The sequence below is a fragment of the Stackebrandtia sp. genome, from assembly GCF_035643755.1.
In the GTDB taxonomy this organism is placed as follows: domain Bacteria; phylum Actinomycetota; class Actinomycetes; order Mycobacteriales; family Micromonosporaceae; genus Stackebrandtia.
On the sequence record NZ_DASQPW010000180.1, the window covers coordinates 1 to 21151 of the forward strand.

15 protein-coding genes and 3 pseudogenes are annotated in these 21151 nt (G+C 70.2%); 10 read left to right on the forward strand and 8 right to left on the reverse strand.

What is annotated here, in order from left to right; translation table 11 throughout:
- From polA to coaE, 3 genes and pseudogenes are all read left to right on the forward strand, one after another.
- The coding region (gene polA, locus VE172_RS13365; RefSeq protein ID WP_324802410.1) for a DNA polymerase I at positions 1 to 2272 on the forward strand (2272 nt) is incomplete at its 5' end.
- Positions 2273 to 2470: 198 nt separating this feature from the next.
- The gene (gene rpsA, locus VE172_RS13370; RefSeq protein WP_324802412.1) at positions 2471 to 3985 is read left to right on the forward strand and encodes a 30S ribosomal protein S1; all 1515 of its coding nucleotides are present in this window, start codon (positions 2471 to 2473) and stop codon (positions 3983 to 3985) included.
- A 92-nt stretch (positions 3986 to 4077) separates the two neighbouring features.
- Positions 4078 to 4668, forward strand: a pseudogene (gene coaE / locus VE172_RS13375) (dephospho-CoA kinase); the annotation flags it as partial.
- Between the two features lie 590 nt (positions 4669 to 5258).
- Here the strand turns inward: coaE and VE172_RS13380 are convergent.
- On the reverse strand, positions 5259 to 6731 hold the full coding sequence (locus VE172_RS13380; protein ID WP_324802415.1) for a hypothetical protein: 1473 nt from the start codon (positions 6729 to 6731) through the stop codon (positions 5259 to 5261).
- Positions 6732 to 6813: 82 nt separating this feature from the next.
- Between VE172_RS13380 and uvrB the strand changes: the two genes are divergently transcribed.
- Positions 6814 to 8913: an excinuclease ABC subunit UvrB gene (gene uvrB / locus VE172_RS13385; RefSeq protein ID WP_324802417.1), complete on the forward strand. Its 2100-nt coding sequence runs from the start codon at positions 6814 to 6816 to the stop codon at positions 8911 to 8913.
- A 288-nt stretch (positions 8914 to 9201) separates the two neighbouring features.
- Positions 9202 to 10170: pseudogene (locus tag VE172_RS13390) on the forward strand (TerC/Alx family metal homeostasis membrane protein); the annotation flags it as partial.
- A gap of 132 nt (positions 10171 to 10302) precedes the next feature.
- On the opposite strand, the gene VE172_RS13395 reads toward VE172_RS13390, so the two are convergent.
- On the reverse strand, positions 10303 to 11250 hold the full coding sequence (locus VE172_RS13395; protein ID WP_324802419.1) for a C40 family peptidase: 948 nt from the start codon (positions 11248 to 11250) through the stop codon (positions 10303 to 10305).
- Positions 11240 to 12412 carry a mandelate racemase/muconate lactonizing enzyme family protein gene (locus VE172_RS13400; RefSeq protein WP_324802421.1) on the reverse strand — a complete coding sequence of 391 codons (1173 nt, stop codon included), beginning with the start codon at positions 12410 to 12412 and terminating at the stop codon, positions 11240 to 11242. The genes VE172_RS13395 and VE172_RS13400 overlap by 11 nt, the downstream gene beginning before the upstream one ends.
- Before the next feature lie 73 nt (positions 12413 to 12485).
- Here VE172_RS13400 and bioB point away from each other — a divergent pair, with 73 nt between their 5' ends.
- The gene (gene bioB / locus VE172_RS13405; protein WP_349258365.1) at positions 12486 to 13565 is read left to right on the forward strand and encodes a biotin synthase BioB; all 1080 of its coding nucleotides are present in this window, start codon (positions 12486 to 12488) and stop codon (positions 13563 to 13565) included.
- Between the two features lie 44 nt (positions 13566 to 13609).
- The gene (locus tag VE172_RS13410) at positions 13610 to 14509 is read left to right on the forward strand and encodes a phosphatidylinositol-specific phospholipase C (RefSeq protein WP_324802424.1); all 900 of its coding nucleotides are present in this window, start codon (positions 13610 to 13612) and stop codon (positions 14507 to 14509) included.
- Here VE172_RS13410 and VE172_RS13415 read toward each other — a convergent pair.
- Complete coding sequence (locus VE172_RS13415; RefSeq protein ID WP_324802425.1) at positions 14506 to 14922, reverse strand: hypothetical protein; 417 nt, start codon at positions 14920 to 14922, stop codon at positions 14506 to 14508. The genes VE172_RS13410 and VE172_RS13415 overlap by 4 nt on opposite strands.
- Before the next feature lie 68 nt (positions 14923 to 14990).
- Complete coding sequence (locus tag VE172_RS13420) at positions 14991 to 16154, reverse strand: FAD-dependent monooxygenase (protein ID WP_324802426.1); 1164 nt, start codon at positions 16152 to 16154, stop codon at positions 14991 to 14993.
- An 83-nt stretch (positions 16155 to 16237) separates the two neighbouring features.
- Between VE172_RS13420 and VE172_RS13425 the strand changes: the two genes are divergently transcribed.
- Positions 16238 to 16981 (forward strand): TetR family transcriptional regulator, encoded by a 744-nt coding sequence (locus VE172_RS13425; RefSeq protein ID WP_324802427.1) that lies wholly within the window; start codon positions 16238 to 16240, stop codon positions 16979 to 16981.
- 96 nt (positions 16982 to 17077) lie between these two features.
- Positions 17078 to 18010: a Dyp-type peroxidase gene (locus tag VE172_RS13430; RefSeq protein ID WP_324802428.1), complete on the forward strand. Its 933-nt coding sequence runs from the start codon at positions 17078 to 17080 to the stop codon at positions 18008 to 18010.
- On the opposite strand, the gene VE172_RS13435 is transcribed toward VE172_RS13430, so the two are convergent.
- Positions 18007 to 19026 (reverse strand): S-adenosylmethionine:tRNA ribosyltransferase-isomerase, encoded by a 1020-nt coding sequence (locus tag VE172_RS13435; RefSeq protein WP_324802429.1) that lies wholly within the window; start codon positions 19024 to 19026, stop codon positions 18007 to 18009. The two genes, VE172_RS13430 and VE172_RS13435, sit on opposite strands and share 4 nt — an antisense overlap.
- On the reverse strand, positions 19023 to 19721 hold the full coding sequence (locus VE172_RS13440) for an SDR family NAD(P)-dependent oxidoreductase (protein ID WP_324802430.1): 699 nt from the start codon (positions 19719 to 19721) through the stop codon (positions 19023 to 19025). The genes VE172_RS13435 and VE172_RS13440 overlap by 4 nt, the downstream gene beginning before the upstream one ends.
- Positions 19722 to 19913: 192 nt before the next feature.
- On the opposite strand from VE172_RS13440, the gene VE172_RS13445 reads away from it, so the two are divergent.
- The gene (locus VE172_RS13445; protein ID WP_349258366.1) at positions 19914 to 20828 is read left to right on the forward strand and encodes a proteasome assembly chaperone family protein; all 915 of its coding nucleotides are present in this window, start codon (positions 19914 to 19916) and stop codon (positions 20826 to 20828) included.
- Between the two features lie 10 nt (positions 20829 to 20838).
- Here the strand turns inward: VE172_RS13445 and VE172_RS13450 are convergent.
- A pseudogene (locus VE172_RS13450) lies at positions 20839 to 21151 on the reverse strand (amino acid permease); the annotation flags it as partial.

Sequence of the window (21151 nt, forward strand, 5' to 3'; positions counted from 1 at the left end):
GCTGGTCACCGAGGTGTCGACCGTGCTGTACCCCGTCAAGGGAGTGTCCACACTGGCGCGCATGACGCCGGCGGCGGTGGAGGAGAAGTACGGGGTGCCACCGGGCCGCTACCCCGACCTGGCGGCGCTGGTGGGCGAGACCAGCGACAACCTGCCGGGCGTACCCGGCGTCGGCCCCAAGACCGCCGCCAAGTGGATCACCACCTACGACGGCCTGGACGGCGTGGTGGCCGCCGCCGACGCCATCAAGGGCAAGGCCGGGCAGTCGCTGCGCGACCACATGTCCGACGTGCTGCGCAACGCCACCCTGAACAAGCTGGTGCGGGACCTGAAGCTGTCGGCCACCCCCGACACCGTCGAGTGGCGGGGCTGGGACGCCGCCGCCGTGGCCGACATCTTCGAGCCGCTGGAGTTCCACTCGCTGGCCGAGCGGATCAACTCCCAGCTCACCGACAAGCGCATCGGCGACGCCCCGGCGACGGAGTCGACGCCGCGCGCGGACTCCGAACTGTCGATTCTGGAGTCCGGGCAGCTGGGCGGCTGGCTGGGGGCGATACCCGACGGGCACCGGGTCGGCGTGGCCGCCCGCGGCTCCTTCGGACACGGCAGCGGCCGCTTCGACACGATCGCGCTGGCCGTCGACGAGCGCACCGCCGTCTTCGACCCGTCCACCATGGACCCGGCCGACGACAAGGCGTGGGCGGCCTGGCTTTCCGACGCCACCGCTCCCAAGGCGATCCACGACGCCAAGACCTTCGGCCTGGCCTGCCGGGCCCACAACTGGAAGCTGGCGGGCATCACCAGCGACACCGCGCTGGCGGCGTACCTGGTGCGCCCCGACCTGAAGTCCGACTCGCTGGAGCAGCTGGTCACCCGCTACCTGGGCCGCGAGTTGAACTCGGCGCCCGCCGCCGGCGACCAGCCCACACTGGAGGGTCTGGACACCGCGGGATCGACGGACGACGCCGTCGCGGCGCTGGGCCGCGAGGCCGAGGCGGTGGGCGAGCTGGCCGACGTCCTGGACGGGCAGCTGTCGACCCATAACGCCGCGGATCTGTTGCGGGACATGGAACTTCCCGTCATGACGGTGCTGACCGAAATGGAGGCCGTCGGCATCGCCGCCGACGTCGACCACCTCGGCGAGCTGGAGGCGACGTTCGCCGGAGAGGCCGCCCGCGCGGTGTCCGACGCCCACTCCGCGGTCGACCAACAGTTCAACCTGCGGTCCCCCAAGCAGCTGCAGGAGCTGCTGTTCGACAAGCTGGGCATGCCCAAGACCAAGCGCACCAAGACCGGCTTCACCACCGACGCCGAGGCGCTGGCCGGCCTGTACGCCAAGACCCAGCACCCGGTGCTGGAGGCGATCCTGCGCCACCGCGACGTCGAGAAGCTGAAGCAGACGGTGTCGGGCCTGTTGGCGGAGGTCGCCGACGACAACCGCATCCACACCACCTACCAGCAGAACGTGGCCGCCACGGGGCGGCTGTCGTCCAAGGACCCGAACCTGCAGAACATCCCGGTGCGCACCGAGGCCGGGCGCCAGATCCGCCGCGGCTTCGTGGTGACCGACGGGTTCGAGACCCTGATGACCTGCGACTACAGCCAGATCGAGATGCGCATCATGGCGCACCTGTCGCGGGACGCGGGGCTGATCGGGGCGTTCAACTCCGGGGAGGACCTGCACTCCACTGTGGCGGGGCGCGTCTTCGACGTCGAACCGTCTCAGGTGGACGCCGAGCAGCGGCGGCGCATCAAGGCCATGTCCTACGGCCTGGCCTACGGGCTGTCGGCCTACGGCCTGTCGCAGCAGCTGGGGGTCAGCGCCGAGGAGGCCCGCGGCCTGATGGACGAGTACTTCGACCGCTTCGGCGGGGTGCGCGACTATCTGCGCGGCGTGGTGGACGCCGCCCGGCGCGCCGGGTACACCGAGACCATGTTCGGCCGCCGCCGCTACCTTCCCGATCTCAACAGCGACAACCGCCAGCGCCGCGAGATGGCCGAACGCGCCGCCCTCAACGCGCCGATCCAGGGCAGCGCCGCCGACATCATGAAGATCGCGATGCTGCGGGTCGACGCCGCCCTGACCAAGGCCACGGTGGAGTCGCGCATCCTGCTGCAGGTGCACGACGAGCTCGTGCTGGAGATCGCGCCCGGCGAGCTTGAGAAGGTGGAAGCGTTGGTGCGCAAGGAAATGGCGGGCGCCGCCGAACTGGCCGTCCCGCTGGGGGTCTCCACCGGTACCGGAACCGACTGGGACACCGCCGCGCACTGACCCCGGATGTGAGGTGAGTCGCGCCACTGGAAAGGGTGCGGCGGGTTCGTCGCTCACAGGCACGGTAGTCTGGAGCGGCAATCGTGGACGCTTGTGGCCTCGGCATGGAGAAGGTACACACCGCTGCCGCCGGACGGTGGCGAAGGGCCCCGCGCATTTCACTCGATACGATCATCAGTAACCGGAGCACCAGCCCACATGACGAGCAGCGCCGCCGAAAGCGGCAGCAAGGTCGCGGTCGACGACCTCGGCAGCGAGGAAGCTCTCCTCGCCGCAATCGACGAGACCATCAAGTATTTCAATGACGGTGACATTGTCGAAGGCACCGTCGTGAAAGTCGATCGGGACGAAGTCCTGCTCGACATCGGTTATAAGACCGAAGGGGTCATTCCCTCCCGCGAGTTGTCCATCAAGCACGACGTTGATCCGGCCGAGGTGGTGTCGACCGGCGATCACGTTGAGGCTCTTGTGCTCCAGAAGGAGGACAAGGAAGGTCGCCTCATCCTGTCCAAGAAGCGCGCACAGTACGAGCGCGCCTGGGGCACGATCGAAAAGATCAAGGAAGAGGACGGCGTGGTGCGCGGCTCCGTCATCGAGGTGGTCAAGGGCGGTCTGATTCTCGATATCGGACTGCGTGGGTTCCTTCCCGCGTCCCTTGTGGAAATGCGTCGGGTCCGTGACCTGCAGCCGTATGTCGGCCGCGAGCTCGAGGCCAAGATCATCGAGCTGGACAAGAACCGCAACAACGTGGTGCTGTCCCGCCGCTCCTGGCTCGAGCAGACCCAGTCGGAGGTCCGCACCGAGTTCCTCAACAAGCTGGCCAAGGGCCAGGTCCGCAAGGGCGTCGTGTCGTCCATCGTCAACTTCGGTGCCTTCGTGGACCTGGGTGGCGTGGACGGTCTGGTGCACGTGTCGGAGCTGTCCTGGAAGCACATCGACCACCCCGGCGAGGTTGTCGCCGTGGGCGACGAGGTCGAGGTCGAGGTGCTCAGCGTCGAGATGGACCGCGAGCGGGTTTCCCTGTCGCTGAAGGCGACCCAGGAAGACCCGTGGCGCCAGTTCGCCCGCACCCACGCCATCGGCCAGATCGTGCCCGGCAAGGTCACGAAGCTGGTTCCGTTCGGCGCGTTCGTCCGCGTCGAGGACGGCATCGAGGGTCTGGTGCACATCTCGGAGCTGGCCGAGCGCCACGTCGAGGTGCCCGAGCAGGTCGTGGACGTCGGAAGCGACGCCATGGTCAAGGTCATCGACATCGACCTGGACCGCCGCCGTATCTCGTTGTCGCTGAAGCAGGCCAACGAGGCGTACGTGGAGAACGAGGAGCAGTTCGACCCGACGCTCTACGGCATGGCCGCCCAGTACGACGACCAGGGCAACTACATCTACCCGGAGGGCTTCGACGCCGACACCGGCGAATGGCTGGACGGCTACGACACCGCCCGCGAGGAGTGGGAGAAGCAGTACGCCGACGCCCGCACCCGCTGGGAGGAGCACGGCCGCCAGATCGCCGAGCGCGTCATCAAGGACGCCCCGGCCGGTGCCGGCGAGGGCTCCGGTGACGGCGATGGCGACGCCAAGCCGGCCGCCAAGCCGTCGTCGCGTCCCACGCAGCAGCAGACCTCCAGCAGCACCTCCGAGCCGCAGGGGCCGTCCGGTACCCTCGCGACCGACGAGGCGCTGGCGGCGCTCCGCGAGAAGCTCGCGGGCAGCTAGGCAAGAGCACAACAGTTGGCGACGGCCCGCCCGGTGACTTCACCGGGCGGGCCGTTTCGCGTCGGGGGTCGCGGGTGGGCGAGAATCGTCGGGTGCTGAATGTGGGACTCACCGGCGGCATCGGGGCCGGCAAGAGCGCGGTGGCCGCGCGGCTGGCCGCGCTGGGCGCGGTGCTCATCGACTCCGACGTGCTGGCGCGCGAGGTGGTCGCCCCGGGCACGCCCGGGCTGGCCGACGTGGTCGCGGCGTTCGGCGCCGACATCGCCGACGCCGACGGCGTACTGGACCGCGCGGCCCTGGCGGCGCGGGTGTTCGTCGACGACGCCGCCCGCTCCCGCCTGGAGGGGATCATTCACCCGCGGGTGCGGCAGCGCTCCCGCGAGCTCGCCGCCGCGGCCGACGCCGACGCCGTCGTGATCAACGACGTGCCGCTGCTGGCCGAGGTCGGGCTGGCGCCCACCTTCGACCTGGTGGTCGTGGTGGAGGCGCCGCGGGAACTTCGCCTGCGCCGCCTTCAGATCCGGGGCCTGCCCCGCGAGCAGGCCGAGGCCCGCATCAACGCCCAGGCGCCCGACGAGGTGCGCCGCGCCATCGCCGACGTCGTCATCGACAACTCCGGCACCCTCGACGAACTTAACGACACAGTGGATGAACTGTGGCGGGATCGCTTGCTGCCCTTGGCTCGCGGCGAACGCTGACGCCTCGGGCCCGGGCTCGGCCACTCCAGCTCCAGCCGCTGCCCCTCTCCGATCCGGGCCCACCGCTCGCCCGCCTCCATCAGGGACCCGACGGCGCGGCGCAGCGCCCGCGGCGGGTACGGAAACGGCTCGGCGCTGAGCACGCCCCACGCCTCGCGGGCCTCGGGCCCCACGGATTCGACCCCGCCGCTCTCGGCGGCATGGTGAACCACGCCCGCCAGCACCTCGGCCGTCGCGGTGGCGCGCTCGTTGGCGCGCAGCACCCGCCGCGACCGCTCCCGCGCGTCGTGCCGCTGGCGTCCCGACAGCACGGTCATGTTCTCGAACACCGCGCCCGCCGCGATCGACCCGAACACCCCGTCGTCGAGCCCCAGCTCGCGCTCGGCGACCAGATGCGCCAGGTCGTGCGGTATCCGCCACTTGCGGTCGTACCCCGGCAGGCACAGCACCGCACCGTCGTCGCGATGGATCTCGGAACGATATCCGCGCCCGTTCGGGCCGCGCTCCATGTAAACCTTCACGGCCCCAGCCTCACAGCCGCGGCCGTTGCCATCAAACGGTTTTCGCCGCCCGGCTCAACCCACCAGGGCCGAGCGCACCGCGTCGGGGATGGGGATCGACTCGGGCGCCGCCGGATCGAGGTCGGCGTGCGCCATGCCCAGGCCGTTGGTGCGCAACTCGACGCGGCGCAGCCGGTCGTCGCTGCCGTCCACCCAGAACCGAAACGGCGCCTGCCCGCGCTGCTTGGTCTTCGGGTCGCCGGCGATCGGGAACTCGTACACGCCGGTGGCGACGCCGTCGAGGGAGTCCTCGCGCAGGAACGACGCGTCCTTCTTCACCACGCCGGGATCGTCGGCCTGCGGGCTGGCCATCGCCATCACCTTGAACAGCAGGGTGTCCAGGTCGGTGGCGCGGTCGCCGTCGGAGCGGTCCTTCCACGGCTGTGACGTCCAGCCGTCGGTGGGCACCGTCAGCGGCGGCATCCCCGTCGGCTTCCCCGGGCGGGTCGCCGCGCCGCCGGGCAGCGCGTACATCAGGCCGTCGTCCTTCTTGCCCGGCGCGTCCACCGACAGGTAGACCATCGGGCCGCGCCAGTCCACATAGCCCCTGGCGCGGGTCATCGCGTTGTCGGCCGAGGGCAGCTCGACGGAGATCTCGGCCCCGCCGCCGGCGTTGTGCTGCCGCAGGCTCGCCAGCTGGTCGGCCTCGCCGGTCTTCAACCCGCGCGGCTTGATGGGTCCGCCGCCCAACAGGTCGATCGGCTCCACCCGCGAGGGCTGCTTCTGCTCCAGGAGAAAGTCCACTGTGGCAAGACCCGCGGAGGCCGGGTCGAACTGCACCCGCCGCAGCCGCGAGTGGTGATCCACCCAGAACACCGCCTCGGGCACCGTGGAACGGCCGTGCGTGGACCCCGGGGTGGGCGTGGGGGCGTCCAGCAACAGCGGCGCCCGGAACACGTCGACGGTCGCGCCGTCGATGGCGGCCTCGCGCAGCCACACCCCCTTGTCCCGCAGCACCGCCGGGTCGGCGGGCGCGGCGTCGTGCAGGGTCAACAGCGCCGACATCACGATGTCGCCGGCGATCTGGTGCGCCGAGGCGTGGGATCCGGGTTGCTGCTGCCGCATCCGGTGCACCGACCAGCCGCTGGCGGGCAGCGTGCGGGCGCCGGCGGACTTGGCGCCGTGGCTGGCGATCAACCCGGGCACCGCCTGCACCAGCCCGTCGGGGCGCGACTTGCCCGCCGGCAGCGTCTGCGCGCTGACCAGCGGCTGCGACCAGTCGATCTGGCCGCGCAGCTGGCCGCCGCCGGCCGATTCCGGCAGCTCCACCGACATCGCCGTCGGGCCCGCCTTCTGGTTGTTGACCCGCACCTTCGCCAGCCGCTTGGCCTCCGCGCTGGTCATGTGACGGGGCTCATCGGCGTGCTGGCGCAGGCAGCTGTTGCCGATCCAGCCCACGGCCACCACCATGCCGCCGCACAGGAGCCACACCACGAGCTGGCGCATCCGGTCGGCCTTCTTGTCGTCTTTCTTCTGGCTCGTACCCACGTCTATGCCCAACGAGTCAGGCCGGCTGAGGTAATTGGTGATGGCCGCATCGCTGTCACACCCGGGAGCTAGTTTGGAGGACGTGACCTTCGAGATCCCACGCACCGACGGCCCGATCACCGTCGTCAGCGAGTACGAGCCCTCCGGTGACCAGCCCACCGCCATCGCCGAACTGGCTCGCCGCATCGACAACGACGAGCGCGACGTGGTGCTGCTGGGTGCCACCGGCACCGGCAAGTCGGCCACCGCGGCCTGGCTGATCGAGAAGCTGCAGCGGCCGGCCCTGGTGATGGCGCACAACAAGACCCTGGCGGCCCAGCTGGCCACGGAGTTTCGGGAACTGTTGCCGAACAACGCCGTGGAATACTTCGTGTCCTATTACGACTATTACCAGCCCGAGGCGTACGTCCCGCAGACCGACACCTACATCGAGAAGGACTCCTCGATCAACGACGAGGTGGAGCGGCTGCGCCACTCCACGATGCACTCGCTGTTGACCCGCAAGGACGTCGTGGTGGTGGCCACGGTCTCGGCGATCTACGGCCTGGTGACGCCGACGGAGTTCTACGCCCACACCGCCACGGTAAAGGTGGGGGAGGAGTACGAGCGCGACGCGCTGCTGCGGCGCCTGGTGGAGATCCAGTACACCCGCAACGACTACGCGTTCACCCGCGGCACCTTCCGGGTGCGCGGCGACACCATCGACATCATCCCGGCGTACGAGGAACTGGCCGTGCGCATCGAGATGTTCGGCGACGAGATCGACAAGCTGTTCTACATCAACCCGTTGACCGGCGAGGTGGTGCGCCACGTCTCGGAGCTGGTGATCTTCCCGGGGGCCGCGTATGTGACCAGCGGCGAGAACCAGGAGCGGGCGGTGCGCGACATCGAGGTCGAGCTGGACGAGCGGCTCGCCGAGCTGGAGCGCCAGGGCAAGCACCTGGAGTCGCAGCGGCTGCGGATGCGCACCACCTACGACCTGGAGATGATCCGCCAGATCGGGTCGTGCAGCGGCATCGAGAACTACTCGCGCCACTTCGACGGCCGCGACGCGGGGGAACCGCCGTTCACGCTGCTGGACTACTTCCCGGAGAACTTCATCACGATCATCGACGAGTCGCACCAGACGGTGCCGCAGATCGGCGGCATGTACGAAGGCGACGCCTCGCGCAAGCGCACCCTGGTGGAGCACGGCTTCCGGCTGCCCAGCGCCATGGACAACCGCCCGCTGCGCTTCGACGAGTTCCGTCAGCGGGTGGGGCAGTCGGTGTACATGTCGGCCACCCCGGGTCCGTGGGAGCTGGAGCAGACGCACGGCCAGTACGCCGAGCAGGTGATCCGTCCCACCGGCCTGGTCGACCCGCAGGTGGTGGTGCGGCCCACCAAGGGCCAGATCGACGACCTGATGCACGAGATCCGCGCCCGCGCCGAACGCAACGAGCGGATCCTGGTGACCACCCTGACCAAGAAGATGGCCGAGGATCTCACCGACTACTTCCTGGACAACGACATCCGGGTGCGCTACCTGCACTCCGAGGTGGACACGCTGCGGCGCATCGAGCTGTTGCGCGAGTTGCGTTCCGGCGAGTTTGACGTGCTGGTGGGCATCAACCTGCTGCGGGAGGGCCTCGACCTCCCCGAGGTGTCGCTGGTGGCCATTTTGGACGCCGACAAGGAGGGCTTCCTGCGCTCGGGCACCTCGCTGATCCAGACGATCGGCCGCGCCGCCCGCAACGTCTCCGGCGAGGTGATCATGTACGCCGACAAGATCACCGACTCGATGCGCAGGGCCCTGGACGAGACCGACCGGCGCCGCGCCAAGCAGATCGCCCACAACAAGGAGCACGGCATAGACCCACAGCCGCTGCGCAAGCGCATCGGCGACATCCTGGACGACATCTACGCCGACGCCGACGAGAACGCCACCCTGGTGGGCGGTTCGGGGCGGCAGCAAAGCCGCGGCAAGGCACCGGTGCCGCAGACCCGGTCGCGCGCGGGCGCCATCGTCGGTCACGGCGAGGGCGCGCCCCGCGAGGAGCTCGCCGCCATGATCGCCTCGCTCAACGACCAGATGCTCGCCGCCGCAAGGGATCTTCAGTTCGAGGTGGCGGCCCGCTACCGCGACGAGATCGCCGAGCTGAAGCGCGAGCTGCGCCAGTTCGACGAGGCCGGCGCCTCCTGAGGCCGTGAGGCGGCGTCGACGGTGCGTGCTGTCGCATGTCGGACCTGTGATTTGTCCTATGGGCCACAGTCAAGGTGCGTGTTGATAGGGCACAATGGTGAGGTACGACGGAAGGGGAGTATCCCCCAAACGAAGTGGTCGTCAGCACGGCGAACCGTGAGCAACACATTCTGTTCGCCCGGCCACCTCGATCGCCCCGGCCTCGGCGGTTCTTCGGGCTGCCGTTCGACGATGGGAGAGACCTTCCGGTTTCACACGTAGACAGTGTTACCCGGAAGGCTTTTTGTAGTGAATGTCCCGCTGTGGGTGTGGGGTCTCACCTTGGTGGGTGTGGTTGCCGTGCTCGCCGTCGATCTGTTCGTCATCGGACGCCGACCGCACGAACCCTCCGCCAAGGAGGCCGCCCTGTGGGTGGCGTTCTATTTCGGACTCGCGGGTCTGTTCGGCGCCGGCGTGTTCTGGTTCGCCCCCGACCGGTACGGCGCCGAGTTCTTCGCCGGTTGGATCACCGAATACAGCATGTCGGTCGACAACCTGTTCGTCTTCATGCTCATCATGAGCAGCTTCGCGGTGCCCCGGCGCTACCAGCAGAAGGTGCTGATGGTCGGCATCATCACCGCGCTGATCCTGCGCGCGGTGTTCATCGGCATCGGCGCCGGACTCGTCGAGGAGTTCGTGTGGATCTTCTTCATCTTCGGCGGTTTCCTGATCTTCACCGCGATCCAGTTGCTGCGCAGCGGCGACGAGGAGGAGGAGTTCAAGGAGAACGCCGTGATCCGGTTCGTGCGCCGCGTGGTCCCGGTGGCCCCGGGCTACAACGGCGGCAAGCTGACCGCCCACATGGACGGCAAGAAGGTGCTCAGCCCGATGCTGATCGTCATGATCGCCATCGGCACCACCGACCTGCTGTTCGCCTTCGACTCGATCCCGGCGACCTTCGGCCTCACCCAGCAGGCGTACCTGGTCTTGACGGTCAACGTCTTCGCCCTGATGGGGCTGCGCCAGCTGTTCTTCCTGCTGGGCGGGCTGCTGGAACGCCTGGTGTACCTCAACTACGGGTTGGCGTTCATCCTGGGCTTCATCGGCGTCAAGCTGGTGCTGCACGCCCTCGCCCACAACGACGTGCCGTTCCTCAACGGCGGCAAGCCGATCGACGGCGTCCCGGAGATCAACACCTGGGTGTCGCTGGCGGTCATCGTGGGCATCCTCGCCATCGCCACCATCGCCAGCCTGGCGTCCCCGCCCCGTAAACCCCGCGACACCGCCGAGTACCGGGCCGCGGTGGAGGAGGGCGCCGCGGAGGTCGAGAGCTCCTGGGACGACGAGGAATCCGAAGCGAATGAGGCCGAGGCGGCGACCGAACCCGGCCGCGACGCCCCGGCGCGCTCCTTACTCGTCGTCGAAGACGCGGCCGGCGCCCACCAGGGTCTCGGCGCGCTCGGTGGTGAACTCCTCGTGCACCACCTTGCCGTAGTTGCCGGCAGCGTGGATCATCATGGGCTCACCGTCCTCGCCGGGCTCGGTGGCGACTCCCACGTGGTGGATCGACTTGCCGTTGCGCGCGAAGAAGTACAGGTCGCCGGGCTTGGCGTCGTCCGGTTCGATCGCGGTGGACGCCGCCGACTGGTCGTGGGCGTCGCGCGGCACCCGGATGCCCAGCTGGCGGTACACCAGGTACACAAGGGACGAACAGTCGACGCCGTAGGCGCTCAGGCCGCCCCACACGTACGGCACGTCCAGCAGCTGCGAGGCGACGGACAGCGCGTTGACCCGCCCGGACGCGGCGGGCTCGGGCTTGTCGGGTGCGCCGGTGACGTCGTGCAGCCGGACCCAGCCCGCCGGGCGCGGCCCGGGCAGCGCCACCCGCGCCCAGCCCCGGTAGGGCTCCTCGTCGATGATGGGCAGCCGGGTTCCCAGCCCGACGCCGGGGATCAGCACCTCGCCGTCGGGTTCGTCCCTGATGGACGTGGCGGTCGACGACACGATGTGCGGCAGGGTCTCGGAGGTCTCGGTGGGGGCGGTCTCGAGCTGCTCCACCGGCAGCCAGCCGGGATAGCCGCGCTCGTCCAGGCTGGAGGGCTGGTCGGTGACGATGACGTGTGCCCAACCGTCCTCGATGTCGCTCACCAGCACCTCGTCGCCCAGGAGCACCTGGGTGAGGGCGCGGTCCACCAGCCCGTCGACCCGCTGCTCGCGGGTCATGCCGGCCACCCAGTCGCGCACCGCGGCCGGTTGGCCCAGCGCCAGCCGGTCGGTGTCCTCGGCGGACTTGGGGGAGGCCCACAGGGTCGCCGCCGACACGGCGACAAGCGCCTGTTTTCCCTCTTCAATCGTCATGTGTGTCCTCCCCGCTGGGGCGTGTGATCGGTGGTGGTGGAGCGTTGGTGCGAAAGCACAAGGTTAGGTCTAACGATGTCGACGCGTCACCTTGGGACGCAAAGGTTAGCGCCGCCAGGCCGGGACCGTCCGCGAGCCTCAGCTCGCCGCCGGAGTAGCGCAGCGCCTCGTCCGGTTCGGACAGCCACCAGGCGGCGTCGAGGTCGGCGACGGCGGTGGTGCCGCAGGCGGCGGCCAGGCTGGCGGCGGCGGCGATCCCGATCGGTCCCTCCATCATGGATCCGACGGTGGTGCCGATGCCGTACTGCCGCGCGGCCTCCAGGATGGTGCGTCCGGCCCGCAGGCCGCCGCACTTGGTGAGCTTCAGGTTGACGGCGTCGGCGGCACCGGTGTCGATGACGCGGTTCAGGTCGTCGAGGGTGCGGATCGACTCGTCGGCCAGGATCGTGGTGTCCACTCGGGAGGTGACGAAGGCCAGCGCGTCGAGCCGGTGCGCCGGGGTGGGCTGCTCCACCAGCTCGATGTCGAGCCCGGCGTCCTCCATGCCCCGGATGATGCGCACCGCCTCCTTGGGCCGCCAGCCCTGGTTGGCGTCGACGCGCAGGACGACGCCCGAGCCGACGGCCTCGCGGATCGCGGCGAGCCGGGCCAGGTCCCCGGCGGGATCGGCGCCGACCTTGACCTTGAGACAGCCGAAGCCCTCGGCGACCCGCTTGACGGCGCCGTCGACCAGCTCGGGGATCTGCCCCGCCGACAGGGTGACGTCGGTGGCCACGGCGACGCGCGAGCCGCCCAACAGCCGCACCAGCGGCACGCCCATCCGCTGTGCCGCCAGGTCGTGCAGTGCCACGTCCATGGCCGCCTTGGCCACGTGGTTGCCCACCACCGCGTCGTCCACGGCGTCCAACAGGGCGTTGAGGTCGTCCGGGTCGCCGCCGGCGACGGCCTGGCGCAGCGGCCCGGTGACGCACGCGGTCACGCCTTCCAGCGACTCCCCGGTGATGCGCCAGGTCTGCGGCCCCTCGCCGCGGCCGGTGTGGCCGTCGGCGTCGGTCACCGACACCACGACGGTCTCGAGGGCGGAGGTGGAACGCACCGCGGTGACGAAAGGAGTGTGCAGCGGGGCGGTCGTGACGCGGGCGGACACGTCGGTGATCGACATGGCCGGTACATTACGCCATGGCGCGCACAGCGTCGTCGGGCAAGTCGGCACAGTGACCGGATATGGCAGGATTATGGGCGTGACCACTGCGCGATCGACATTGGACAGACTGGTGGAACGCGGGCTGCGCGGCGAATCCGGCGACCGCGACGATGTCGCGGCAGTGCTGGCGAGCCGGGACGCCGATCTGCTGGACGTCGTGGCCGCCGCCGGGCGCCTGCGGCGCCGCTTCTTCGACAACCGGGTGAAGCTCAACTACCTGGTGAACCTGAAGAGCGGGCTGTGCCCCGAGGACTGCGCGTACTGCTCCCAGCGGCTGGGTTCGTCGGCCGACGTGCTGAAGTACACCTGGCTGAAGCCCGACGAGGCCGCCCGCGCCGCCACGGCGGGCGTGGCCGGGGGCGCCAAGCGGGTGTGCCTGGTGGCCAGCGGGCGCGGCCCCACCGACCGCGACGTGGAGCGCGTCGGCGACACGATCGCGGCGATCCGGCGCGACAACCCGCAGGTCGAGGTGTGCGCCTGCCTCGGTCTGCTGTCGGAGGGCCAGGCCGACCGTCTGTCCGCATTGGGCGCGGACGCGTACAACCACAACCTCAACACCAGCTCCGGCCAGTACGCCGACATCTGTTCCACCCACGACTTCGCCGACCGGGTGGACACCGTGGGCAAGGCGCGCGGGGCGGGTCTGTCGCCGTGTTCGGGCCTGATCGCGGGGATGGGTGAGACCGACGCCGACCTGCTGGACGTGCTGTACGCCCTGCGCGACATCGCCTCGGACTCGGTGCCGGTGAACTTCCTGATCCCGTTCGACGGGACGCCCCTGCAGGGCACCTGGGCGCTGACCCCGCAGCGCTGTCTGCGCATCCTGGCGGCGGCCCGCTTCGTCCACCCGGACGTGGAGGTGCGGCTGGCGGCCGGGCGGGAGATCCACCTGCGCGGCCTGCAACCGCTGGCGCTGCACGTGGTCAACTCGATCTTCCTGGGCGACTATCTGACGTCCGAGGGCGCCGAGGGCAGGGCGGACCTGGAGATGATCGCCGACGGCGGCTTCGTGGTGGAGGGCGCGGGCGAGCCCACGCTGCCGCGCGAACGCGCCGACCTGGTGCGTCCCCGCAAGCGCGGCGCGGGCACCGCGACCGCACCTAATGCTTAATGCAAATATTGCTAAATGTGAATAACTTTCGGTAATGTGTCCGCATGCCTATGCGACGCAGGACCTTTCTGGCCGGTGCCCTGGCGACCGGTGCCGTCGGCGCGGGCCTGGTGCCCGCCACCGCCCTCGCCGACCCGGCGGCGCGCGACGCCGCGGCCTGGATGGGGTCGATCCCCGACGCCACCGGCCTGGACGACCTCACCATCCCCGGCAGCCACGACAGCTGCGCGCGGATCGGCGGCCCCTTCGACACCGCCAAGTGTCAGGAACTGACGCTGCCGCAACAGTTCGACGCCGGGGTGCGCTTCATCGACATCCGCTGCCGCCTCTACGAGGGCGCCTTCACCATCCACCATGGACCGATCTATCAGGAGAAGAACTTCTCCGACGTGCTGGGCGACTGCCGCGCCCTGTTCGGCGCGCACCCGTCCGAGACCGTCATCATGTCGGTGCAGCAGGAGTACAGCGAGGCCAGCGCGCAGGACTGGGCGGCGGTCTTCAACGATCGGTACATGCGCGACGAGGGGTTTGACGCGATGTTCCTGCGCGACAACCGGCTGCCGAGCCTCGGCGAGGCGCGCGGCAAGGTCGTGCTGATCGCCAACCAGGACTTCATCGGCGGCATCCCCGCCTCCAACGCCGACCTGTTGTCGTACCAGAACGACTGGGAGGCCCCCGCCGACGCCAAGTGGGACCTCGTCCGCCGGCACCTGGACGACGCCGAGGCCGATTCCTCCTCCTCGAAGCTGTACGTCAACTACTCCAGCACCACCGCCGGGGCGACGATCCCGCAGCCCAGGGGCTACGCCGAGGAGCTCAACCCGAAGATCAAGACCTATGTGGACGCCGCGGCGGGCCGTCGCCCCAGGTACGGCGCCGTGGTGATGGACTTCGCGGCCAGCGTCGAGCCGGGGCTGGTGGACTCGCTGATCGCCTGCAACTAGGCGACCAAAAGCCCGATGCCCAACGTCAGGACGCCCGCGGCGACGCTGGCGGCGCCCAGCCATATCAGCGCGATCAGCTTGTTGGGCTCGGTGACGTCGCGGCCCATGGACGAGAAGAAGAACCCGCCCGGTAGCAGGATCGCGCCGATGAGGACGCCGAGTCGCGCCACATGGCCGCCCAGCCCGGTGAGCCCGGAGGCGTCGGCGAGGATCAGGCACACCAGCCCGAGCGTGACGAACATGCCCGCGTGGCCGTGGCCGGCGCGCGCGAAGGTCTTCTGGAAGTCGGTCATCGGCACCTTCCCGCGCGCGATGCGCAGGACGAAGGTGCCGCCGAACTCGATCGTGGCGATGGTGATCAGCGCGACGCCGGCGGTTATGCGGCTCGGGTCGGACAGGACCAGGTGGGACATGAGGGCCTCCGGGCTATGGATATTAAAACTATCCGATAGTAGCACTATCCATAGGGCGGCGGCCCGATTCACCGGGTCCGCAGGCTCCTGCGGTACGACAGCTTCGCCGTCGCCGACAGCCCCAGCAGCTGACAGAAGCGGTTGCGGACCCAGATGCCCGCGGCGGTGCGGGGCATCAGCATCGCCGCGCTGACCCCCACCTGCTTCTGGCGCTTGACCACCGTGGGACGGAAGCGCTGCTCGTAGCGGGCGAAGGCCGCCGCGGGGTCGGCGTCGGCGGCGATCAACGCGTCGGCCAGCACCTTCGCGCCCTGCAGGGCCAGGCTGGCGCCCGAGCCCGACAGCAGGGTCGCGCAGTAGGCCGCGTCGCCCAACAGCACCACCCGGCCCCGCGACCAGCGCGGCATCCGCACCTGGGTCACCGAGTCCATGTAGTACGTGTCGGAGGCGACGGCCTCCTCGACGAGCTCGGGCACCCGCCAGCCCTCCGAGGCGAAGCTCTCGCGCAGCAGCTGCCGCTGCCGCTGGGTGTCGCGGTAGTCGAAGCTCGCCAGGTCGGCGTGGAACAGGAAGAACGCCCCCTCGATGTCGTGATTGCCCGAGGAGTAGATCCCGGCCACCCGCGCGGGGGAGTTGTGCAGCACCACCGATCGCTCGCGCCCGAAACGCCGGCCCTCCAGGGCGGCGATGGCGAAGTACAGGCCCCAGTGGCGAAATATCGCCGGGTTGGTGAGCCCGGCCAGGCCGCGGGTGTGGGAGTGCAGCCCGTCGGCGCCCACCACCAGGTCGAAGCGGCGGCTGTCGCCGCCGACGAAGTCGACGTCGACGCCGCGGTCGCCCGGGTGCAGCGCCGCGATCGAGTCGTCGAAGACGTACTCGCAATCGCCCCGGGTCTCCTCGTGCAGGATGGCCGCCAGATCGCCGCGCATGATCTCGACGTCGGAGGGTTCGTCGAAGGCCGACATCCGCACCCGCGCCGAGGTCTTGCCGTCGGAGTTCACGAAGACCAGGTCGGCGATGTCGGTGGCGTGGTCGCGGATCGCGTCGGCGATGCCCATCTCCTCGGCCAGCGCCATCGCCTCGCCGCGGATGTCGACCCCGTTGCCGCCGGGCCGCGGGCCCGGATGGCGCTCCACGAGCGTGACCCGATAGCCGGCCCCCGACAGCCAGAAGGCCAGGGCGGGGCCGGCGATGCTGGCGCCGGAGATCAGGACGCTGGGCGGGGTGGGCATGATCGCTCCGTTCTAGGCTGACCGATGGTCAGGAATGACGCTAGCACGTTAACCGAAGGTCAGTCGGGCACTAGGATGATCGGATGGCCGACGACTCCAAACAGCCGACCAGACAGCGCATCCTCGACGTCGCCTTCGCGCTCTTCGTCGAGCACGGCTACCACCGCACCTCGGTGCGCGCCATCGCCGAGCAGCTGGGGATCAGCAAGGCGGCGGTGCTGTATCACTTCCCCGCCAAGGGGGACATCATCGGTGCGCTGGCCGAGCCCTTTTTGGACGATTACGAGGCGGCGCTGCTGTCCGCCGCCGGGCTCGGGCCCGAGCGGGCGCGCTGGGCGGCCATCGAGGGGGTGCTGGACGTGCTGCTGACCCACCGCCATCTGCTGCGGCTCAGCCTGCACGACCTGGCCCTGGTGGCGCCGGGGCGGGTGTACGAGCGCTTCACCGCCGCCATGGGCCTGGCCAACCGCCTGGTCGCCGGGGAGAACCCGAGCTTCGCGCAGCGGGTGCGCGCCAGCCAGGCGGTGTCCATTCTGGGCGACCCGGTGGTGCTGTTCGCCGACGAGCCCACCGACGAACTCCGCGCCGAGGTCCTGAAGGGACTGCGGCTGCTGGTCGGCCCGTCGGGGCTGGTCGCAACCGATGCCGGCCCCGCGCCGTCGGCCGCGCAGCGGGGCCGCGGGCGCCCCACCACCCTGAGCGACGCCGACATCGACCGGGCCCGGCAGTGGCACGCCGCGGGCCGGTACTCGGCCTCGGAGATCGCGCGGCGGCTCGGCGTCTCCCGGGCCACCGTGTACCGCAGTCTCGATAAGAACAAATTATGAGACGGTTCTGAGACTTTTTATGAAACACCTCGGCGTCGGCGATCGTGATGCAATATGCCTTGGTCGCGTCAGCAGGACAAGCCAGGAGGCAGCCCCGTGTCACAGCCGCAACCCGTGCTCGTCCCGCCCGCCACCGCCGCGATGTTCCTCGTGGTCACCATCGCGGCCGGGGGAGAGGAACCGGTCCGCGAGGTGCTCGCCGACCTCGCGGCGCTGCGGCGCACGGTCGGATTCCGGGACCCCGACGGCGGCCTGAGCTGCGTCGTCGGCATCGGCTCGGATGCCTGGGACCGGCTCTTCGACGGCCCGCGCCCGCGCGAGCTGCACCCGTTTCGGGAGCTGGACGGCCCCCGCCACCGGGCACCGTCCACCCCCGGCGACCTCCTGTTCCACGTGCGCGCCAGGCGCATGGACCTGTGCTTCGAGCTGTCCCGGCTGATCGCGCGGCGGCTGGGGGCCGCCGTGGACGTGGCCGACGAGGTGCACGGCTTCAAGTACTTCGACGAGCGCGACCTGCTCGGCTTCGTCGACGGCTCCGAAAACCCCGACGGCCCGGCCGCCGCCGACGCCGTGTTCATCGGCGACGAGGACCCCGGCTTCGCCGGCGGCAGCTACGTGATCGTCCAGAAGTACCTGCACGACCTGGCGGCCTGGGAGGCGCTGCCGTCCGACGAACAGGAACGCGTCATCGGCCGCACCAAACTGGCCAATGTGGAGCTCGACGACGACGTCAAGCCCCCCGACTCCCACGTCGCCCTCAACACCGTCACCGACGCCGACGGCACCGAGCGCAAGATCGTGCGCGACAACCTCCCGTTCGGCAGCATCGCCTCCGGCGAGTTCGGCACCTACTTCATCGGCTACGCGCGCGCCCCGGACGTCACCGAGACCATGCTGCGCAACATGTTCCTGGGTGACGTGCCGGGGCGACACGACCGGATCCTCGACTTCTCCACCGCCGCGACCGGCTGCCTGTTCCACGTGCCGACCGCCGACTTCCTCGACGACCTGCCGGGCGAGCCCGGCTAGGCGATCAGGTGGACGTCGCCGAACTCGTGCCACAGGTACCGGTGGTCGATGGCGGCGTGGTACGCCTCGGCCAGGGCCGAGGAGTCGGCGAAGGCCGACAGCATCGCCAGGTGGGTGGAGCGGGGCTCGTGGAGCCCGGTGAGGATGCCGTCGACGGTGTGGACGCCGCCGTCGGGGGTGACGATGTGGTCGGTGACGCCCCGGCGGGCGGTGACCACGCCGCGCCCCGAGTGCGCGGATTCCAGGGCGCGCACCACCGTGGTGCCCACGGCGATCACCCGGCCGCCCGCGGCGTGGGCCGCGTTGACGGCGCGCGCGGTGTACTCCGGGACCGAGAAGCGCTCGGGGTACGGGGGTTCGCCGATCTCGGGGGAGGCCACGCCGGTGTGCAGGGTGATGGGGGCGACGCCGATGCCGCGGCTCACCAGGCCGGTCACCGTGTCGGCGGTGAAGGGCCGGGCGGCGCTGGGCATCTCGGCGCTGCCGGGTTCGGTGGCGAAGACGGTCTGGTAGGTCTGAAGTGGCCAGTCGCGGTCCACGTAGGAGTAACGGATCGGCTTGCCGTGTTGTTCAAGATATATCGAAACCGAGACATTAAGCCTCGCGACCCACAACCGGCCCGTGTGCCTCCTCACCAGCTCCAGGGTGGCCCCGCCCGGAAGCGGCAGCCACTCGCCGGGCTGCCCGCCGGAATAGGGACGGTGGGTGGCGCCGGCGCGCTCGCGCAGCTCCACCAGCCAGGCGCCGTCGGCGTTGGCGGTGGAGAAGTGGACGACCAGCCGGTCCATCCACACCGCCGCGGGGAGAGTGCCGGAATTGTTGACCACCAACAGGTCCCCGGGCCGCAGCAGGTGGGGAAGGTCGGCGAAGCGGCGGTGGGTCGTGGCCGCCGTCCCGCGATCGGTGACCAGCAGGCGGACGTCGTCGCGCCCGCGCCCGCACACCTCGGCGGGCTCGGTGGCCTCCAGCGCGGCGTCCAGGGCGAAGTCGAAGGTGGCGTCGCGCAGCGCGGTCATGCCCGGCCCCCCTGGGGCGCCAGCAGTTCGGCGGCGACGTAGCGGCCGCTGGCCGGGCCGTCGGTGAGCAGACCGACGATCGCGGGGGTCGCGACGTCCTCGGGCGGCGGCGCGGCGTCGGCGTCGGAGCCGACCGCCTCGGCCAGCATGCCGGTGCGCATCTCGCCGGGATCGACCCACCACACGTGGATGTCGGGTTCCTCGGCGGCCAACACGTTGGACGCCTGGTCGAGGGCGGCCTTGGTGGCGCCGTAACCGCCCCAACCCTCGTAGCCGCCCGTGGCTGCGTCGGAGGAGATGTTGACGACCGAGCCACCGCGGCGGCGCAGCGTCGGCAACAGATCCTGGATCAGGGCCAACGGCGCGAAAACGTTGGTGGCGAACAGGTCGGGCAGTTGCCCCAGCGGATAGTCCGCCCAGCGGGGCAGGGGAGTGGCACCGAGGCTGGAGGCGTTGTTGACCAACAGGTCCAGACCCCCGAGCCGCTCCAGCTCCGCGACGAGGCCGGCGCGGTGGGCGGCGTCGGCGACGTCGCCGGCCAGCCAGCCCGCGCCGAGGTCCTCGGCCACATGGGACAGTTCCTCGGGTCCGCGCGCGGTGAGCAGCAGGGTCCAGCCGTCGCGGGCCAGCCTGGTGGCCAGAGCCCGGCCCAGGCCCCGCGAGGCTCCGGTGATGAGTGCGATCTTCGTGTTCATGCGTTCGAAGCTATGGAGTTTCGCCGCTCTTGCCATCGGGCGACGGACGCGGGAGGTGCTGCGTCCTTGGTCCTAGGACCTCGGGGCCGAGATCGCGGCCACATTAGGGTGGGATGGGCGGCGCCTGGTGGAATGCGGTGGCCGCGGCGAGCGTTAGGCGAACACGCACTTGCTGAATCCGAAAAGGGAGACGTGATGTTGGAGCCGCAGGAGTTGTACCAGGTGGAACCCGACGTGCCCGATCTGCGGGGCGCGGTGTTGCTGTACGAATTCCGTGGATTCATGGACGCGGGCCAGGCGGCGTCGGGCCTGGCCGAGTATTTGTTGGAGGAATACGAGCACGAGGTGGTGGCGCGGTTCGACACCGACCAGCTGGTCGACTATCGGGGGCGGCGACCCGGCATGACGTTCTCGGTGGACCACTGGGAGGAGTACGAGGCGCCCGAACTGGTGGCGTACGCGGTGCGCGACGACACGGGCGTGCCGTTCGTGTTGCTCAGCGGCATCGAGCCCGATCACCAGTGGGAGCGGTTCACCGCGGCGGTGCGGTCGCTTATGGACCTGTGGGGAATCCGTCTGGCCGTTGGTTTTCACGGCATCCCGATGGGCGCGCCGCACACCCGTCCGCTGGGGGTCACCGCGCACGCCACGCGTCAGGCGCTGTTGCCGAATCACGAGCGGGTGCTCAATCGCCTGAAGGTTCCCGGGAATGTGGGGGCGCTGCTCGAGCTGCGGCTGGGAGAGGCGGGCCACGACGCGGTGGGCTTCGCCGCGCACGTGCCGCATTACCTGTCGCAGTCGGCGTACCCGCGCGCGTCGGTGCGGCTGTTGGAGTCGATCAGGGACGTCACGGGCCTGTCGTTGTCGGACGAACCGCTGCGGGAGTCGGGGCGCGAGGTGGACGCGGAGGTCGACGCCCAGGTGCGCGCCTCCGACGAGGTCGCCGAGGTGGTGCGGGCGCTGGAGCGCCAGTACGACATGTTCGTCGAGGGCAACAGCCGCGACAGCCTGCTGGCCGGGGACGACGAGTTGCCGACGGGCGACGAGATCGGCGCCGAGCTGGAGCGCTTCCTGGCCGAAAACCACGGCCCGACGCCGGAGAGCTGACCGCGCGGTTTCAGGCCGTGCGCCTCGTCCACGGTCGGCGCGCGGCGTAGGCGCCCGAGCCGATGGCGAGCACGACCGCGCCGACGAGGACGGACCACGGCGGCAGCGTGAACGCCAGCAGCAGGCACCCCGCGACGCCGACGATCGGGATCGCCCGGATCGGGCGGCCCTCGGCGGGCGAGAGGGTGAGGGCCGAGGCGTTGGCGATGGCGTAGTAGACCAGCACGCCGAACGACGAGAACCCGATGGCGCCGCGCACGTCCGCGGTGGCCGCCGCGACGGCGACGACCGCGCCGATCGCCAGCTGCGCGCGGTGCGGCACC

Coding starts and splice junctions, on each gene's coding strand:
- rpsA (WP_324802412.1), top strand. CDS start 2,471: ATGACGAGCAGCGCCGCCGAAAGCGGCAGCAAGGTCGCGGTCGACGAC.
- VE172_RS13395 (WP_324802419.1), bottom strand. CDS start 11,250: ATGACGATTGAAGAGGGAAAACAGGCGCTTGTCGCCGTGTCGGCGGCG.
- VE172_RS13400 (WP_324802421.1), bottom strand. CDS start 12,412: ATGTCGATCACCGACGTGTCCGCCCGCGTCACGACCGCCCCGCTGCAC.
- bioB (WP_349258365.1), top strand. CDS start 12,486: ATGGGCGTGACCACTGCGCGATCGACATTGGACAGACTGGTGGAACGC.
- VE172_RS13410 (WP_324802424.1), top strand. CDS start 13,610: ATGCCTATGCGACGCAGGACCTTTCTGGCCGGTGCCCTGGCGACCGGT.
- VE172_RS13415 (WP_324802425.1), bottom strand. CDS start 14,922: ATGTCCCACCTGGTCCTGTCCGACCCGAGCCGCATAACCGCCGGCGTC.
- VE172_RS13420 (WP_324802426.1), bottom strand. CDS start 16,154: ATGCCCACCCCGCCCAGCGTCCTGATCTCCGGCGCCAGCATCGCCGGC.
- VE172_RS13425 (WP_324802427.1), top strand. CDS start 16,238: ATGGCCGACGACTCCAAACAGCCGACCAGACAGCGCATCCTCGACGTC.
- VE172_RS13435 (WP_324802429.1), bottom strand. CDS start 19,026: ATGACCGCGCTGCGCGACGCCACCTTCGACTTCGCCCTGGACGCCGCG.
- VE172_RS13440 (WP_324802430.1), bottom strand. CDS start 19,721: ATGAACACGAAGATCGCACTCATCACCGGAGCCTCGCGGGGCCTGGGC.